Genomic DNA, 15,553 nt, shown 5'->3' with positions numbered 1-15,553 from the left:
TGCACTGCTGTGTCAAGGGCGACAGCCCACCGCGACACAACGGAAGGCGACCACATGAAGGTGTTTCTGACCGGGGCAACCGGCTACATCGGCTCCGCAATCCTGCGGGCACTCCTTGCCAACGGCCACGTCGTGACGGCGGCCGTTCGCAACGAGGAGAAGGCGGCCACCGTCCGCGAGGCCGGCGCGAAGGCCGTGGTCGTCGACCTGAGCGACCGCGCAGCGCTCGCCCCGCTGCTCCGCCAGGCCGAGGGTGTCATCCACACCGCCTCCGGACCCGAGGTGGACCCGGTCTTCGTGCCTGTCGTGCTCAACGAGCTCGTGCACTCCCCCACGCAGTTCGTCCATACAAGCGGCATCTGGCTCTTCGGCGACAACCCCGCCATCACGGAGGAGTCTGAGCCGAACCCGCCCGAGATCGTGTCCTGGCGGGTCGCGATCGACCGCCAGGTCATCAACAGCAACGTGAACACGGCCATCGTGGCGCCAGCGGTCGTGTACGGCGGGCGGGGCGGCCTCACCCAACTCCTCGCCGGTGACGGCCCCGCACCGATCCCGCTGGTCGGCGACGGCACGCAGCGCTGGACACTCGTGCACGTCGACGACCTCGCCGACCTCTACGTGCGGGTCCTCGAGAAGGGCGCGGCCGTCGGCTACGTCATCGCCGCCGGCGGCGAGAACCCGACGGTGCGGGAGATCGCAGCGTCGGCATACCGGGGCATCGAGGAGATGCCGGAGCTCGTCGAGGAGACGGGCGACGAGACCCGCGCACGACTCGGGTCCGACCTCGCGGGGGCGCTCCTGCAGGATCAGGTGGCAACCGGTCGTTACGCGCGCGAGGCCTACGGCTGGGTGCCGACCCCGGCGGACTGGCTCGGCACCGACCGCAGCTGAGCCGCGGACGCCAGACTCCGTAGGCTTGCCCCGTGAGCACCCTCGATGTGCCGGACGTCGACCGGCGGAGCCTGCCCCTCTACGAGGCGGGCTCCGTCGACGTGCCATACGTCATCGACGGCATGGACGAGTCGATCCAGCGCAACACGTTCTGGGAGGAGCATTCCCACCCGACGCACGAGCTCATCTGGAACACGCGGGGCACCTCGTCGCTGACCGTGGGCTCGCGCACCTGGACCATCACACCGTCAGTCGGCCTCTGGATTCCCGCCGGTGTGCGCCACACAGCGTGGACCCCAGCAGGCACCTGGTACCGGACCGCGATGTTCAGCGTGCAGACCACCGTGCCGATCGCCGACGAGCCCGTGGCGGTCGACGTGACCGATCTCCTGCGCCTCCTCCTCGACCGTCTCGTCGAGCCGGGTCTCCACGCCGCGTCCCGGGCCACGACCGAGGCGATGGTGCTCGACGTGCTCGCGCCGTCTCCGCACGAGCTGCTCACGCACGTCCCCGCCTCGGAGCTGCTGGCACCGATCATCGCGGCGGTGGACGCCGACGTGCGAGCTGCCGGCACCCTCGACGAGTGGGCGGCGCGGCTCGGAGTCAGCGCTCGCACCATCACGCGCCAGTTCCAAGCGGAGACGGGGCTCGGCTTCAGCCGCTGGGTGGCCGCGTCCCGCATCCAGCGCGCGATCGTGCTGCTCACCGAGGGCGAGCGCATCGACGATGTCGCGGCGGCCGTCGGCTTCCGCTCGGCGAGCGCCTTCGGGACGGCGTTCAGGCGGGTGACCGGTTCGAGCCCCGGGCGGTTCCGCGCGCAGTGAGCCCGGCGCTCCCGCACCTGCTCCACCCGTGTCCGTTTCGCGAAGGATCGTGTCGGTTCGCCTCGATTGCAAACCAGGCGCGCGTCCCTTAGCTTTGGTAAGGCACGCCTAACAGGGCACGATCTCGAGCCCGGCCGGCTGCCGCTGACTTCGACGCCCCGCCCCGCCTCTCCGCCGCCAGCCGGCGACGATCGGCGCGCGGCAAATGCTTCAGCTCCGCCCCCGAAAGGACACCATGCCCCGCGCCTCCAAGCTCGTCGCGCTCGCCGCGACCGCGTTGCTCACCGCAGGCCTCGCCGCCTGCTCGACCTCCCCGGCCGCCGACACCGGTGCGGAGCCCGGCTCGGCGAGTGGCGACTTCACGCCGATCACCATCGAGCACGCGCTCGGCACGACCGAGATCACCGAGAAGCCGGAGCGCATCGCGACCGTCAACTGGGCGAACCAGGAAGTCCCCCTCGCGCTCGGCGTCGTCCCCGTCGGCATGGCCCGCGCAGACTTCGGCGACGACAACGGCGACGGCATCCTCCCCTGGGTGAGCGAGAAGCTCGACGAACTCGGCGGCGAGACGCCAGTTCTCTTCGACGAGACCGACGGCGTCGACTTCGAGGCAGTCGCCGACACGAACCCCGACGTCATCCTCGCCGCATACTCGGGCCTCACGCAGGAGGACTACGACACGCTCTCCGAGATCGCGCCGGTCGTCGCCTACCCGGAGACAGCTTGGGCGACCTCGTGGCGCGACATGATCCGCCTCAACAGCCAGGGCATGGGCCTCGAGGCCGAAGGCGAAGCGCTCATCACCGAGCTCGAGGGCGAGATCGAGGCCACGGCCGCGAAGTATCCGTCCATCCAGGGCAAGAAGACGATGTTCCTGACGCACGTCGACGAGACCGACCTGAGCCAGGTCAGCTTCTACACGACGCACGACACGCGGAGCGCCTTCTTCGAGGACCTCGGCATGACCTTCCCGCAGAGCCTCGTCGACGCCTCCGCGAGCACCGACCAGTTCTCGCAGACGATCAGCGCCGAGCAGACCGACACGCTCGCCGACGTCGAGATCATCGTCACCTACGGTGGCGAGGAACTCGTCCAGACCCTCCAGGGCGACCCGGTCCTCTCGCAGATCCCCGCCGTCGCGAACGGCTCGATCGTCAACCTGCCAGGCACCGAACCGCTCGGCACGGCCGCGAACCCGACGCCGCTCTCCATCTCGTGGATCCTCGACGACTACGTCGCACTCCTCTCGCAGGCAGCCGACAAGGTCCAGTGACCCTCACCGCTCCTCCCGCAGCCGCCGGGGGTGTCGCCACCGTGCGACGCCCCCGGCGGCTGCGGGCGCTGTGGTTCATCCTCGCGCTCGCCTCACTGGGAGCGCTGGTCGTCGTCTCCGTCATGATCGGCTCACGCGACGTCAGCTGGGCGGATGCGGTTGCCGCGCTCGGCGGCTCGACCAACGGCTTCGACGAGGCCGCGGTCGCGAAGCGCATCCCACGAACCTTCCTCGCCGTCGCGGTCGGTGCCGCGCTCGGCGTCTCCGGCGCCGTCATGCAGGGCGTGACGCGCAACCCGCTCGCAGACCCGGGCATCCTGGGCGTCAACATGGGGGCATCCCTCGCCGTCGTCACCGGCATCGCCTACTTCGGCCTGACGTCGGCGTCCAGCTTCATCTGGGTCGCCATCACCGGCGCCGCCGTCGCGGCCGTGTTCGTCTACGTGGTCGGCTCCCTGGGCAGAGGCGGCGCGACCCCGCTCAAGCTCGCACTCGCCGGGGCGGCGACCTCGGCAGCCCTCGCGTCCTTCGTGACCGCCATCATCCTGCCCCGAGGCGACATCAGCCAGAGCGCCAGATCCTGGCAGATCGGCGGTGTCGGCGGCGGAACCTGGGACAGCATCTCGCAGGTGCTGCCCTTCCTGATCGTCGGGTTCCTCATCAGCCTCCTGTCGGCGAAGGGGCTCAACTCGCTCGCACTCGGCGATGACCTCGCGGCGGGCCTCGGCGAGAAGGTCGCGCTCACGCGCGGCGCCGCGGCCCTCGGCGCCGTCATCCTCTGCGGCGCGGCGACCGCCGTCACCGGCCCCATCGCGTTCGTCGGCCTCGTCGTGCCGCACGCCTGCCGCCTCATGTTCGGCGTCGACCACCGCTGGGTGCTGCCATTCTCGGCCGTCGTCGGCGCGTCGCTGCTGACGGGCGCAGACGTCCTGGGGCGCATCCTCACCCGCCCCTCCGAGATCGACGTCGGCATCATCACCGCCATCATCGGAGCCCCCATCTTCATCTGGATCGTCCGCCGCTCGAAGGTGCGTGCCCTGTGACCGCAACGCGCGCATCCGACCGTCGCTCCCCCGCCTCGTCGCCGAAGTCGCTGGCCCCCTCCTCACCCGACTCGGCGATCGAGGCGACAGCACGCGCCGTCGCCGCCAGCCGCGGCCGACGCTCCGCGCGCCGCCGCCTGCTCATGCTCGTGCTCGTCGCGCTCATCGCGGTCGTCTTCGTGTTCTCGCTCATGTTCGGGCAGACCTTCTACGGCATCGACCAGGTCAGCGCCGTCATCATGGGCCAGGACGTGCAGGGAGCGACCTTCACGATCGGACGCCTCCGGCTCCCCCGCGCCGTGCTCGCGATCCTCGCGGGCCTCTCCTTCGGCCTCGCCGGCGTCACCTTCCAGACGATGCTGCGCAACCCCCTCGCGAGTCCGGACATCATCGGCATCTCCTCCGGCGCCAGCGCAGCCGCCGCGTTCGGCATCATCACCCTGTCCCTCGGCGCGAGCGAAGTCTCGTTCTTCGCGATCTTCGTCGGGCTCGGCGTCGCGATCCTCATCTACGTGCTGTCGTTCAAGGGCGGCGTCACCGGCACGAGGCTCATCCTCATCGGCATCGGCATCGCGGCGATGCTCGACAGCATCACCAACTACGTGCTCTCGCAGGCCGCGCAGTGGGACCTGCAGGAAGCGCTGCGCTGGCTCAACGGCAGCCTCAACGGTGCATCCTGGAACGCCATCACGCCGGTGGCCATAGCGATCGTCGTACTCGTGCCCATCCTCCTCGCGCAGAGCCGCAACCTCGCCGCGACGCAGCTCGGCGACGACACGGCGGCCGCGCTGGGGGTGCGCGTCAACCGGACGAGACTCGTCGTCATCGTCACAGCGGTCGGCGTGCTGTCCTTCGCGACCGCCGCCGCCGGACCCATCGCGTTCGTCGCATTCCTCGCCGGCCCCATCGCCGCGCGCCTCTTCGGCGGGGGCGGGTCGCTCCTCATCCCCGCCGGGCTCGTCGGCGCCCTGCTGGTGCTCGTCGCCGACCTCGTCGGCCAGTTCCTCCTCGGCACCCGCTACCCCGTCGGCGTCGTCACCGGTGTGCTCGGCGCACCGTTCCTCATCTCCCTGATCATCCGCACGAACCGCGCGGGAGGCTCACTATGACCGCAGACCACACCCTCCTCGTCGAGAAGCTGAGCCTCGGCTACGGCGACCGAGTCGTCATCGACGAGCTCGACCTGCTCGTGCCGCCCGGCAAGGTCACCGCCATCGTCGGCGCGAACGCGTGCGGGAAGTCGACGCTGCTGCGCTCCATGTCGCGGCTCCTCTCGCCGCGAGGCGGGCACGTGCTCCTCGACGGCAAGGAAGTGCACAAGACGCCGGCGAAGCAGCTGGCGCGGATACTCGGACTCCTCCCGCAGTCGCCGATCGCCCCAGAGGGCATCACGGTCGCCGACCTCGTGGGCCGCGGCCGCCACCCGCACCAGAACCTCCTCTCCAGGTGGAGCCACGACGACGACCTCGCCGTCGCCGCCGCCCTCGAGGCGACCGAGACGACGGCGCTCGCCGACCGGCACGTCGACGAGCTCTCCGGCGGGCAGCGTCAGCGCGTGTGGATCGCCATGGCGCTCGCCCAGCAGACCGACCTCCTGCTGCTCGACGAGCCGACGACCTTCCTCGACGTGAGCCACCAAGTCGAAGTGCTGGACCTCCTCACCGACCTGAACCGCTCGCGTGGCACCACGATCGTCATGGTGCTGCACGACCTCAACCTGGCAGCCCGCTACGCCGACCACCTCATCGCGCTCGCCGACGGCGGACTCCACGCTGCCGGTCAGCCCGGTGACGTGCTCACGGTCGACACCGTGCGCGCCGTGTTCGGACTCGAGAGCCTCATCGTCGACGACCCCGTCTCCGGCCGACCGCTCATGGTGCCGATCGGGCGACACCACTCGCCGGGCGCATCCGTCACGCACTCCGAAGGTTCATCCGCGACAATTGGTGCTCGCACAACCGTGTGATGCACGCGCGCCAGCACCGGCCCGCCTGCCAGACGAAGGACAGGAGGCGGCGCATGAGCGATGCAGGCGTCGAAGTCCTCGCCTCCGTCTCGCCGCCCGCTGAGGGCGCGAGCAGCTCGGAGTCGCCCGCGCCGCTCGCGGAACGTGCCGAGGAGGCCGTGCCGGCCGGCTTCCCGTCGCCCGCGCAGGGCTACTACACCGGGCCAGTGGACCTCAACCGGCACCTCATCAACGACCCCGCGGCGACCTTCATCGTGCGCGTCAGCGGCGACAGCATGATCGGAGCCGGCATCTTCGACGGCGACGAGATCATCGTCGACCGCTCCCTCGAACCGCACGACGGCAACGTCGTCATCGCCGTCGTCGACGGTGAGCTCACCGTCAAGCGCCTCCGCTTCGACCACGGCCGCGTTCGACTGGTCCCCGAGAACCCCGCCTACGCCGACATCGTGCTCGAGGAGCAAAGCGAGCTCACCGTGTGGGGCGTCGTCACGAGGTGCCTGCACCGTGTCTGAGCCAAGCCAGCCTCGCGACGCCCCGCAGTCAGCGATCGCGATCGTCGACGCCAACAACTTCTACGCATCCTGCGAGCGCATCTTCGACCCGAGCCTCGAGGGGAAGCCCATCGTCGTGCTCTCCAACAACGACGGATGCGTCATCGCGCGCTCGGAGGAAGCGAAAGCGGCGGGAATCCCGATGGGTGCTCCCTGGCAGGCCATCGCGCCAGAAGCGGCGATGAAGGGCGTCGTCGCCCGCTCGAGCAACTACGAGCTCTACGGCGACATCAACGCGCGCACCATCGAACTCCTCGGCCGGTACACGCCGTCGCAGGAGGTCTACTCGATCGACGAGAGCTTCATCCGCCTCCCGGGCAGCCGTGCGGAGGCCCTCGCCGTCGCGCGGGAGATCAGGGTCGCCATGCGCAAGCTCATCGGCATTCCCGTGAGCATCGGCATCGCGCCGAGCAAGACCCTCGCCAAGCTCGCGAACCGCGGCTCCAAGTCCGAGCCCTCGCTCGGCGGGGTCTGCCACCTCGATTCCTACGGCCGGGAGCAGCTGAGCGGCATCCTCGGCACGATCGACGTCGGAGACGTGTGGGGCGTCGGCCGGAAGATGGCGGCGAAGTACGTGGGCCTCGGCATCCGCACCGCCCTCGACCTCCGCGAATCGTCGCCAACCGCGATCCGACGACGCTACGGGGTCGTGCAGGAGCGGGTCGTGCAGGAGCTTCGCGGCATCGACTGCCTCCCCATGGATGAGGTGCCGTCGGAGCGCGAGCAGATCCAGTTCTCGAGGTCGTTCGCCGTGCCCATCTCGACCGTGCAGGAGCTCGAGGAGGTGCTCTCCGTCTACACGCAGCGCGCCTCGGCGCGGCTGCGGTCGCAGGGCTCACTGGCCCGGGCGATGAGCTGCTACGCGGCCACCTCCCCCTTCCGAGAGGGGCACGAGTCGCACGCCGTGTCCGTCGCCTTCCCAGAGCCCACCGATGACCCGGTCGTCCTGTTCCGAGCCGCCGCAACGGCCCTGGGCCCGCAGCTGCGCAGCGACCTGAAGTACGTGCGGGTGGGCGTCTCGCTGTTCGAGTTCGTCGCTCGGGACTCCTACGCAGCACTCGACATCTTCGGCGAGCGCAGCGAGGACCGGCGCGTGGGGGAAGCCCTCGACGCCGTCGCCGCGAAGTTCGGGCAGGAGTCGCTCGGCCTCGGCATCGCTGGCCTGCGCGGCGGCCGAAGCTGGACGATGCGGCGCGAGATGATCTCCCCGCGCGCCACGACACACTGGGATGAGCTGGCAGTCGTCAAGGCGGAGTGAGCGCGGGGACTCGGCGGCTGGGAATAGCCGCGAAGCGGGGCCTGTTGCATTGCGTGTGACGACAGCAGCGCAGAACGCACCCCAGACCTCTCCGCAAGCCAGCCCAGAGCAGGCACCGATCCGCATCGACATCTGGTCGGACATCGCGTGCCCCTGGTGCTACATCGGGAAGCGGAAGCTGGAGAGCGGCATCGAGCAGTTCTCCGCGTCGGGCGATGCCCCGGCCGTGGAGATCGAGTACCACAGCTACGAGCTGTCGCCGGATACGCCCATCGACTTCCACGGGTCGACGACCGAGTACCTCGCCGAACGCAAGGGACTCCCCCTCGTGCAGGTGGAGCAGATGCTCGACCGTGTGACCGGCATCGCAAACGACGTCGGCCTCGACTACGACTTCGACTCCGTGCAGCACGTGAACACTGTGCGCGCCCACGAGCTCATCCACTTCGCCAAGGCGAACGGCCGCCAGCTCGAGGCCAAGGAACGCCTCCTGAAGGCCTACTTCGTCGAGGGGCAGGACCTCAGCGACATCGCCGTGCTCGCCGACCTCGCAGAAGAACTCGGCCTCGACCGGGCCGCAGCAGTCCACGCTCTGGAGGAGCGTGTGCACCACGACGACGTGCTCGCCGATCAGCAGCAGGCGCAGGCCTACGGCATCCAGGGCGTGCCCTTCTTCGTCATCGACGGCAAGTACGGCGTCTCCGGCGCCCAGGAAGCCGCGACCTTCGCCGACGTCCTCGCAAAGATCACCAGCGACCGCGAGGAAGCGAACGCATGAGCAACGAGACCGGCCTGAGCGACGCCAGCACGACTGCGACCACGATGCTCGACGAGCTGCCAGGAGCAGAGGCAGAGGCCCCGACCGAGGGGGCAGCGCCGGCCGGCGGCGGCTTCACGATGCTCGGCGCAGCGGGGACAGCCTGCGAAGGCGACTCCTGCCTCATCTGAACGTCACCTCGGCTCCGGTGTGATGGACTCTCCCGCATGGAATTCACGAGTTTCGCGGCCGTCGGCGACAGCTTCACCGAGGGTGTCGGCGACGAGCTCCCGGATGGACGCGCCCGTGGGTGGGCCGACCTGGTGGCGCAGGGCCTCGCCTTCTCGTCTAAGGAACCGGTCAGCTACGCCAACCTCGCGATCCGCGGTCGCCTGCTCGACGCGATCCTCCAGGAGCAGCTTCCCGCCGCCATCGCACTCAAGCCACAGCTCCTGAGCCTCAACGGCGGCGGCAACGACATCCTGCGCCCGCGCGTCTCCATCGACGCCGTCGCCCAGCGCCTCGTCGACGGCGCCAAGCAGGCCCTCGACGCGGGCATCCACGTCATCCTCCTCTCGGGCGCCAACCCCTCCGACCACCTGCCGATGGGCAAGCGCATCAGCGCCCGCGGCGACGCCCTCGCGGCCGCCGTCCACTCGAAGATCCCCGCCCAGCCAGGCCTGACGTTCGTCGACAACTGGGCCGACCCCGAGCTCAGGCACCTCGACTACTGGTCGCGCGACCGGCTCCACATGGGCGTCAGCGGGCATCAACGAGTGGCGGCCAACGTGCTCGCCGCCCTCGACGTTCCCGCACCGGACTTCGGCCCCCGCGCCCCGAGCATCCAGCGCCCCCGCAACTCCGCGTACTGGCGCGAATACGTCCTCCCCTGGATCGGCCGGCGCCTCACGGGGAAATCGTCGGGCGACACACGCACGGCCAAGTACCCGACCCTCGAACGCGTCGCCACGGAGTAGCGAGACCCTGCGAGGGAGAGCGCAGGGCGCAGCACGCAGGTTGAGAGCGCCGTCCCACAGCTCGCGGTCTCGCCGGTTACTTGTAGAACCCTTCGCGGAGACGGATGCCGTGCTCGAGCCACACCTTCATGGCCGCGAGCATGCCCGTCCACCCCATCGAGTTGCCGAAGGCAGCCTTCGCACCGGCATCGCTCAGGCGCCAGGCCGACTCGCTGATGCGCACCCTCGTGCGGGATCCGTCGTCCACAGGATCGAACTCGAACGTCGTCGTCGTGTACCCCTGCCCCGCGCTGTCCTCCTCGGCCCCCCACCGGACGACGATGCGGCTCCGTGCAACCGCCTCGATGACGTCGACGGGGAACACCCCGGGGAAGTCCGCGAAGTCCCAGTGCACCTCCGCTCCGGCCTCGAGCCGCCCCTTCGCGCCTCCCGTCGTGAAGTACTCGGAGAGGACGGTGGGGTCGGCGACCGCCTCGTAGACCTCGCGCACCGGCTTCGAGATGAAGCCCGAAACCGTGAAACCAAGCTCCGTCAACTCACCGCTCTCGCTCGCGCCGCCATCCGCGCCGACGCTGCTGTTCGTGTCATCGCTCATAAGAAAACCCTCTCACTCAGGCTTTGTGCCGTATAGTCGTGGAGTCGACGCATGATCACCCCGCTTCTCGCGGACATTCCAGATCCTGCCAGTCGCCATCCGCGCCACCGGATCCGTGGCCACCAGGACCCAAGTCCGAGACGCCCAATCTGCCCGAGAGCACGAATCCACTGCTCAAAAGCACGAATCGGCTGACCAGCACGCGCCCACTCCGGCGCTCACATGCTTGAAATACCGCGCCCTGCCAACGCAGGCGGGCTGCGCCGCAACGAAACGAAGAATCGCATCACACTCGCAATACCATTCACCCTGCCCACACCTCGAGTCTCTTGGCGACAAGCCGACGACGACGTGTACGCGGCGACCATCAGCGACGAGTTCGCTGGCTTCATCACGATCGCAGACACCGGTCTGCACACACTCCAGGGCCCCCAGGGCCAGAGCATCGGAGACTACGCAACGCTCGACGAAGCCCAGGAGGCACTCGCCGAAGCCCTGTTCCCGGTCGAACACGACCAGTCCGACGTGGCAGCGGCACGACCACGTCGCCGTCGCACCGGACGGCTGGGCGTCGTCAGCGCCCTCGCCGCCGGATAACCCTCACTCCGCCGAGGTTCCGTTCCGGAGCCCCGGCGAGGCCGCAGCCTGCGCCAGCACACGAGATTCAGTTGCCGTTCGCATCCGCGTCGTCCTCCGGCGCTGCGGCCGCTACCGGGTCGGGCTGCCAGCCGTGTGGATGAAAGTGCGTGCTCTCCCCGGAGCCGCCCTCATCCCTCCAGCGTTCCTCGCCCTCCGGAACTCCCTCATCGAAGTTGACTTCACCCATGATCGTCGCCGCCTCACTGCGCTCGGATCGATGCGGGCAGCTGACTGCCGCCCTACTGCCTCTCACGTAAGCACTGAAGTCTTCGAGCAGGGTGCACGCCAGGCGAGTGGTCGCTCCGCATCCGCTCCATTTCACACGCTCGCACCGCGAGTGCTCCTGCGCCTCGAAGGACTCCGTCCCTGGTCGTCGCCCACCACGGGCACTGCACCTCCGCCCAGGCATGCGGTCAAGCAGCAGGCGTTGACACGAGTTCCGGCCGCTTCTTCAGCGCCTCGCCTCCCCGCGAGGCACGCCGGAGTTCACCACCGGGCATCACGCCGGCGATCACCAGCGCGGCGAGCCCGGCAAGCGTCACCGCGGCTCCGGCCCAGAGCGGCGAAGCGTAGCCGAACCCGGCAGCGATGGTCAACCCTCCGATCCAGGCGCCGAAGGCGTTGCCGACGTTGAAGGCGGCGATGTTCGCGCCGGAGGCGAGCGTCGGGGCGTCACCAGCGAAGTTCATGATGCGCATCTGCAGTCCGGGGACAGTCGCGAACCCGAAGCCGCCCATGAGGACAAGCAGCACCAGCGTCGCGACCTGGCTCGACGCGAGCAGCGCAAACGCGACGAGGATCACGATGAGCCCGACCAGCAGAACCAGCAGGGTGCGCCCGAGGTTCCGGTCGGCGGCTCTGCCGCCGACGATGTTGCCGACGAAGAGGCCGACGCCGAAGAGCACCAGGAGCCAGGGCACGGTGGACGCGGCGAACCCGGACACCCCGGTCAGCGTGAAGACGATGTAGCTGAACGCCCCGAACATGCCACCGTACCCGAGCACTGTGATGGCCATCGAGGCCCAGACCTGCCCGGAGCGGAAGATGCGAAACTCGGCGAGGACGCTGCCGCCGCCGCTGCGCCCGGCGGACGCGGGGATCAGCACCGCCATGCCGACGAGAGCGACGACGCCGATCGACGCGATCACCCAGAACGTCGAACGCCACCCAGTGGCCTGTCCGATGAACGTCCCGATCGGCACGCCGAGCACGTTGGCGACCGTGAGACCCGCGAACATCAGCGAGATTGCCGCGGCCTTCCTGTTCGCGGGAACAAGGTTCGCGGCGACGACCGCGCCGATCCCGAAGAAGGCGCCGTGGCTGAGGGCCGCGACGATGCGTCCGAGCATCATCACCTCGTAGCTGGTCGCCAGCGCCGAGAGCACGTTGCCCGCGATGAAGATGACCATGAGCCCCACCAGCGCCTTCTTGCGGTCCAATCGGGTGAGAGCGACCGTGAGTCCGATCGCGCCGACTGCCACCGCCAAGGCGTAGCCGGAGATCAGGTAGCCGGCGACAGACTCCGAGACGGCGAAGTCGGCCGCGACCTCGGGGAGCAACCCCATGATGACGAACTCGGTGAGACCGATTCCGAACCCGCCGAGTGCGAGCGCGAAGAGCGCGATTGGCATGTTTCCTCCAGCGATATACGGCGTGTGCAGTAGTTGCGCGCGCAACGAAGATGATCGTTGCACACGCGCTATATGCGCGCAAGTGGAGTAGCATTGGCACCCACGCACCTGAGGAGGGCACATGGGAATCGCCGACGACGCCGTGGAGATCCGCGCCAGAGGCTGGCGCACGCTCGCCGCTCTCCACGGACTCATCGAGATGGAGCTCGAGCGCTCCCTGCAGCGCGAGCACAAGCTCTCGGTCGTCGAGTTCACCGTCCTCGACGCCCTGAGCCGCCAAGACGGATGGCACATGCGGATGCGTCAACTCGCCCGCGCCGCCGCACTCTCGAGCAGCGCGACCACTCGCCTCGTGACCCGCTTGGAGGACCGAAAGCTGCTGACGCGCATCCTGTGCGACGACGACCGACGTGGCATCTACACCGAGCTGACGCCGCTCGGCCGCGACCTCCTCGAGCGTGCACGCCCCACCCACGATTCAGTGCTCGAGCAGTCCTTGTCCGAGGCAGCGGATGTGCCTGAGCTCGCACCACTCGTCGGAGCCCTCCACGCCGACACCCTCGTGTAGACACTCCCGCCGCAAGGACCAGGCCGGGGCTCGATACCGAGCCTCGGACCACGGGCCCGGAACCGAGGCTGCGACCGGGCGCTGCTGGGGGCGCCGTCACCGCGCATGGCCGGAGTGAGCGACCATAGAGCAATGACCGCAACCCTCGTCGCCAAGGACCTCGCCGGTGGCCACGACCATCGAACGCTCTTCTCCGCCCTCGACCTCGTCGTCGCCCCGGGTGACGTCGTCGGCGTCGTGGGCGCGAACGGCGCCGGCAAGTCGACGCTCCTGCGCCTCCTCGCCGGCATCGACGAGCCTCAGGAGGGCAGCGTCTCGCTCGCGCCCGCCGACGCCTTCATCGGCTGGCTGCCCCAGGAGCACGAGCGTGTCGCGGGCGAGACCGTCGCGCAGTACGTGGGCCGCCGAACCGGAGCCACCGCGGCGACCAGGGACATGGATGCGGCCGCCGAAGCCCTTGCCGAAGAGGCGAAGCCCGGCGCACCCGACCCCGGCGAGACATACGCCGTCGCCCTCGAGCGCTGGCTCGCGAGCGGGGCCGCCGACCTCGAGGAGCGGATCCCCGCAGTGCTCGCCGAGCTCGGGCTTCAACTGAGCGCCGACGCCCTCATGACCTCCCTCTCCGGCGGACAGGCTGCTCGAGTCGGCCTGGCGGCGCTGCTCCTCTCACGCTTCGACATCGTGCTCCTCGACGAGCCGACCAACGACCTCGACCTCGACGGCCTGGATCGCCTCGAGGCGTTCATCCAGGGACTTCGCGGCGGAGTGGTCCTCGTCAGCCACGACCGCGAGTTCCTGGCCCGCAGCGTCACGCGTGTGCTCGAGCTCGACCTCGCCCAGCACAGCAACCGCGTCTACGGGGGCAGCTACGAAGCATTCCTCGAGGAGCGCGCGACCGCGAAGCGGCACGCTCGCGAAGAGTACGAGGAATTCGCGGAGAAGAAGGCAGACCTCGTGGGTCGTGCACGCACGCAGCGCGAGTGGTCGAGCCAGGGCGTGCGCAACGCCATGCGCAAGGCACCGGACAACGACAAGATCCGCCGCAAGGCATCCACCGAGTCCAGCGAGAAGCAGGCGCAGAAGGTGCGTCAGATGGAGAGCCGCATCGCCCGCCTCGACGAGGTCGAGGAGCCACGCAAGGAATGGCAGCTGCAGTTCACGATCGGCTCGGCTCCGCGGTCGAGCTCCGTCGTCTCCACCCTGTCGCGCGCGGAACTCCACCTGGGCGAGTTCACGTTCGGCCCCGTGTCCGTGCAGGTCGACGCGGGCGACCGCATCGGCATCACCGGCCCGAACGGGGCAGGCAAGTCGACCCTCCTGCGACTCCTCCTCGGCCACGTCGTGCCGGACTCAGGAGCTTCGAGCCTGGGCTCGAGCGTCGCCATCGGCGAGATCGACCAGGCGAGGGCCGCCCTCGCGGGGCCCTCACCGCTCGCGGAGCAGTTCGAAGCGCAGGTGCCCGACTGGCCAACCGCAGAGGTGCGCACCCTGCTCGCCAAGTTCGGACTGAAAGCCGACCATGTCGGACGCAGCGCCGACGAACTCTCGCCCGGCGAGCGAACCCGGGCGGGCCTCGCCCTCCTCCAGGCCCGCGGCGTGAACCTGCTGGTGCTCGACGAGCCGACGAACCACCTGGACCTCGTCGCCATCGAGCAGCTCGAACAGGCGCTCGGATCCTACGACGGCACCCTCCTGCTCGTCACACACGACCGGCGGATGCTCGAGACGGTGCAGCTGAACCGGGCCTGGCACGTCGAAGGCGGGCAGCTCACCGAGCGCTGACGCCGCGCAGGGACTTCCCGTGGCGCACCGATTAGGGTGACTCGCATGGCCACCGTCATCCTCGTCCGCCACGGACGCACCACGGCGAACGCGAGCGGACTCCTCGCGGGACGCACCCCGGGAGTCCTCCTCGACGAGACCGGGCGGGCACAAGCCGCCGCGACCGGGGTGAGAATCGCGTCGGTGCCCCTCGCCCGCCTCGTCACGAGCCCACTCGAGCGATGCGTCGAGACCGCGGCCGCGATTCGCGCGCAGCAGCCGACCGCTCCCTTCGACGCGCACATCGACCCATCGCTCGACGTCATCGACGAAGACCTCACCGAATGCGGCTACGGCGCCTGGCAGAACCGAAGCCTCGCCGACCTCGCGAAGGAAGACCTCTGGACGACCGTCCAGACGCAGCCGTCCGCCGTCACGTTCCCCGACGGAGAATCGATGGCCGCCATGCAGGCGAGAGCAGTGGCCGCTGTCCGCCGGCACGACGCCGACGTCGAGCGCGAGTTCGGTCAGGGTGCTGTCTGGGTGGCCGTGAGCCACGGCGACATCATCAAGGCCGTGCTCGCCGACGCCCTCGGGATGCACCTCGACCTGTTCCAACGGCTCGCCGTCGGACCCGCGTCGACATCGATCATCAGCTACGGCAGGGCACGCCCGAGCGTCCCCATCATCAACTCCGACGCCGGGGACCTCTCCTGGCTCGCCCCCTCCCGCTCTGCCGCGGCGGGCGGCTCCCAGACCGGAGACGCGACCGTCGGCGGCGGCGCAGGCAGAGCCTCCTGAGCATAGGCTTGA

The 15,553-nt window shown here is 69.4% G+C and carries 18 protein-coding genes; 15 read left to right on the top strand and 3 right to left on the bottom strand.

The genetic code is table 11. The features are described 5' to 3' along the window. Positions 1–54: 54 nt before the first annotated feature. From C5C17_RS07210 to C5C17_RS07165, 11 genes are all read left to right on the top strand, one after another. A complete protein-coding gene (locus C5C17_RS07210) occupies positions 55–894 on the top strand; it encodes an NAD-dependent epimerase/dehydratase family protein (protein WP_104252694.1) in 840 nt (279 codons plus the stop codon). Positions 895–926: 32 nt separating this feature from the next. After that, positions 927–1,718, top strand: coding sequence for an AraC family transcriptional regulator (locus tag C5C17_RS07205; protein WP_258066050.1), 792 nt, complete (start codon positions 927–929; stop codon positions 1,716–1,718). A 235-nt stretch (positions 1,719–1,953) separates the two neighbouring features. Then, on the top strand, positions 1,954–2,991 hold the full coding sequence (locus tag C5C17_RS07200) for an iron-siderophore ABC transporter substrate-binding protein (protein WP_104252955.1): 1,038 nt from the start codon (positions 1,954–1,956) through the stop codon (positions 2,989–2,991). Continuing rightward, positions 2,988–4,034 (top strand): iron ABC transporter permease, encoded by a 1,047-nt coding sequence (locus C5C17_RS07195; RefSeq protein WP_104252693.1) that lies wholly within the window; start codon positions 2,988–2,990, stop codon positions 4,032–4,034. The genes C5C17_RS07200 and C5C17_RS07195 overlap by 4 nt, the downstream gene beginning before the upstream one ends. A 50-nt stretch (positions 4,035–4,084) precedes the next feature. Continuing rightward, on the top strand, positions 4,085–5,143 hold the full coding sequence (locus C5C17_RS07190) for a FecCD family ABC transporter permease (RefSeq protein WP_374953904.1): 1,059 nt from the start codon (positions 4,085–4,087) through the stop codon (positions 5,141–5,143). Continuing rightward, on the top strand, positions 5,140–6,000 hold the full coding sequence (locus C5C17_RS07185; protein ID WP_104252692.1) for an ABC transporter ATP-binding protein: 861 nt from the start codon (positions 5,140–5,142) through the stop codon (positions 5,998–6,000). Before C5C17_RS07190 ends, C5C17_RS07185 begins: the two co-directional genes overlap by 4 nt. A gap of 53 nt (positions 6,001–6,053) precedes the next feature. After that, positions 6,054–6,515, top strand: a complete 462-nt coding sequence (locus tag C5C17_RS07180; RefSeq protein WP_104252691.1) for a LexA family transcriptional regulator — start codon at positions 6,054–6,056, stop codon at positions 6,513–6,515. Beyond that, positions 6,508–7,812 carry a Y-family DNA polymerase gene (locus C5C17_RS07175; RefSeq protein WP_104252690.1) on the top strand — a complete coding sequence of 435 codons (1,305 nt, stop codon included), beginning with the start codon at positions 6,508–6,510 and terminating at the stop codon, positions 7,810–7,812. The genes C5C17_RS07180 and C5C17_RS07175 overlap by 8 nt, the downstream gene beginning before the upstream one ends. Positions 7,813–7,867: 55 nt before the next feature. After that, on the top strand, positions 7,868–8,590 hold the full coding sequence (locus tag C5C17_RS07170) for a DsbA family oxidoreductase (protein WP_258066049.1): 723 nt from the start codon (positions 7,868–7,870) through the stop codon (positions 8,588–8,590). After that, positions 8,587–8,760, top strand: a complete 174-nt coding sequence (locus tag C5C17_RS18575; RefSeq protein ID WP_181028514.1) for a hypothetical protein — start codon at positions 8,587–8,589, stop codon at positions 8,758–8,760. Before C5C17_RS07170 ends, C5C17_RS18575 begins: the two co-directional genes overlap by 4 nt. Before the next feature lie 36 nt (positions 8,761–8,796). Continuing rightward, complete coding sequence (locus C5C17_RS07165; protein WP_104252688.1) at positions 8,797–9,546, top strand: SGNH/GDSL hydrolase family protein; 750 nt, start codon at positions 8,797–8,799, stop codon at positions 9,544–9,546. Between the two features lie 76 nt (positions 9,547–9,622). On the opposite strand, the gene C5C17_RS07160 is transcribed toward C5C17_RS07165, so the two are convergent. Beyond that, the gene (locus tag C5C17_RS07160; RefSeq protein WP_104252687.1) at positions 9,623–10,141 is read right to left on the bottom strand and encodes an SRPBCC domain-containing protein; all 519 of its coding nucleotides are present in this window, start codon (positions 10,139–10,141) and stop codon (positions 9,623–9,625) included. Between the two features lie 351 nt (positions 10,142–10,492). Here C5C17_RS07160 and C5C17_RS07155 point away from each other — a divergent pair, with 351 nt between their 5' ends. Beyond that, complete coding sequence (locus C5C17_RS07155; RefSeq protein ID WP_104252686.1) at positions 10,493–10,738, top strand: hypothetical protein; 246 nt, start codon at positions 10,493–10,495, stop codon at positions 10,736–10,738. A 67-nt stretch (positions 10,739–10,805) separates the two neighbouring features. Here the strand turns inward: C5C17_RS07155 and C5C17_RS18570 are convergent, their stop codons facing one another. Together C5C17_RS18570 and C5C17_RS07150 are read right to left on the bottom strand one after the other, a co-directional pair. Further along, complete coding sequence (locus tag C5C17_RS18570; RefSeq protein WP_181028513.1) at positions 10,806–10,967, bottom strand: hypothetical protein; 162 nt, start codon at positions 10,965–10,967, stop codon at positions 10,806–10,808. 226 nt (positions 10,968–11,193) lie between these two features. Beyond that, positions 11,194–12,411: an MFS transporter gene (locus C5C17_RS07150; RefSeq protein ID WP_104252685.1), complete on the bottom strand. Its 1,218-nt coding sequence runs from the start codon at positions 12,409–12,411 to the stop codon at positions 11,194–11,196. A 121-nt stretch (positions 12,412–12,532) separates the two neighbouring features. Between C5C17_RS07150 and C5C17_RS07145 the strand changes: the two genes are divergently transcribed. The 3 genes from C5C17_RS07145 (at position 12,533) to C5C17_RS07135 (ending at position 15,541) form a co-directional block, all read left to right on the top strand. After that, positions 12,533–12,979, top strand: coding sequence for a MarR family winged helix-turn-helix transcriptional regulator (locus C5C17_RS07145; RefSeq protein ID WP_104252684.1), 447 nt, complete (start codon positions 12,533–12,535; stop codon positions 12,977–12,979). 132 nt (positions 12,980–13,111) lie between these two features. After that, complete coding sequence (locus tag C5C17_RS07140; RefSeq protein WP_104252683.1) at positions 13,112–14,761, top strand: ABC-F family ATP-binding cassette domain-containing protein; 1,650 nt, start codon at positions 13,112–13,114, stop codon at positions 14,759–14,761. A 45-nt stretch (positions 14,762–14,806) separates the two neighbouring features. Beyond that, positions 14,807–15,541, top strand: coding sequence for an MSMEG_4193 family putative phosphomutase (locus C5C17_RS07135; RefSeq protein WP_104252682.1), 735 nt, complete (start codon positions 14,807–14,809; stop codon positions 15,539–15,541). The last annotated feature ends 12 nt before the right edge of the window (positions 15,542–15,553 follow it).

The organism is Pseudoclavibacter sp. RFBA6 (genome assembly GCF_002931575.1).
GTDB lineage: Bacteria > Actinomycetota > Actinomycetes > Actinomycetales > Microbacteriaceae > Pseudoclavibacter > Pseudoclavibacter terrae.
Note: the sequence above shows the minus strand (reverse complement) of the source record. Positions and strands in the feature narration are given on the sequence as shown.

Excerpts from the sequence above, each read along its gene's own strand:
- C5C17_RS07200 (WP_104252955.1), top strand. The coding sequence starts at position 1,954 with ATGCCCCGCGCCTCCAAGCTCGTCGCGCTCGCCGCGACCGCGTTGCTC.
- C5C17_RS07185 (WP_104252692.1), top strand. The coding sequence starts at position 5,140 with ATGACCGCAGACCACACCCTCCTCGTCGAGAAGCTGAGCCTCGGCTAC.
- C5C17_RS07210 (WP_104252694.1), top strand. The coding sequence starts at position 55 with ATGAAGGTGTTTCTGACCGGGGCAACCGGCTACATCGGCTCCGCAATC.
- C5C17_RS07165 (WP_104252688.1), top strand. The coding sequence starts at position 8,797 with ATGGAATTCACGAGTTTCGCGGCCGTCGGCGACAGCTTCACCGAGGGT.
- C5C17_RS18570 (WP_181028513.1), bottom strand. The coding sequence starts at position 10,967 with ATGGGTGAAGTCAACTTCGATGAGGGAGTTCCGGAGGGCGAGGAACGC.
- C5C17_RS07150 (WP_104252685.1), bottom strand. The coding sequence starts at position 12,411 with ATGCCAATCGCGCTCTTCGCGCTCGCACTCGGCGGGTTCGGAATCGGT.
- C5C17_RS07180 (WP_104252691.1), top strand. The coding sequence starts at position 6,054 with ATGAGCGATGCAGGCGTCGAAGTCCTCGCCTCCGTCTCGCCGCCCGCT.
- C5C17_RS18575 (WP_181028514.1), top strand. The coding sequence starts at position 8,587 with ATGAGCAACGAGACCGGCCTGAGCGACGCCAGCACGACTGCGACCACG.
- C5C17_RS07160 (WP_104252687.1), bottom strand. The coding sequence starts at position 10,141 with ATGAGCGATGACACGAACAGCAGCGTCGGCGCGGATGGCGGCGCGAGC.
- C5C17_RS07140 (WP_104252683.1), top strand. The coding sequence starts at position 13,112 with ATGACCGCAACCCTCGTCGCCAAGGACCTCGCCGGTGGCCACGACCAT.
- C5C17_RS07145 (WP_104252684.1), top strand. The coding sequence starts at position 12,533 with ATGGGAATCGCCGACGACGCCGTGGAGATCCGCGCCAGAGGCTGGCGC.
- C5C17_RS07135 (WP_104252682.1), top strand. The coding sequence starts at position 14,807 with ATGGCCACCGTCATCCTCGTCCGCCACGGACGCACCACGGCGAACGCG.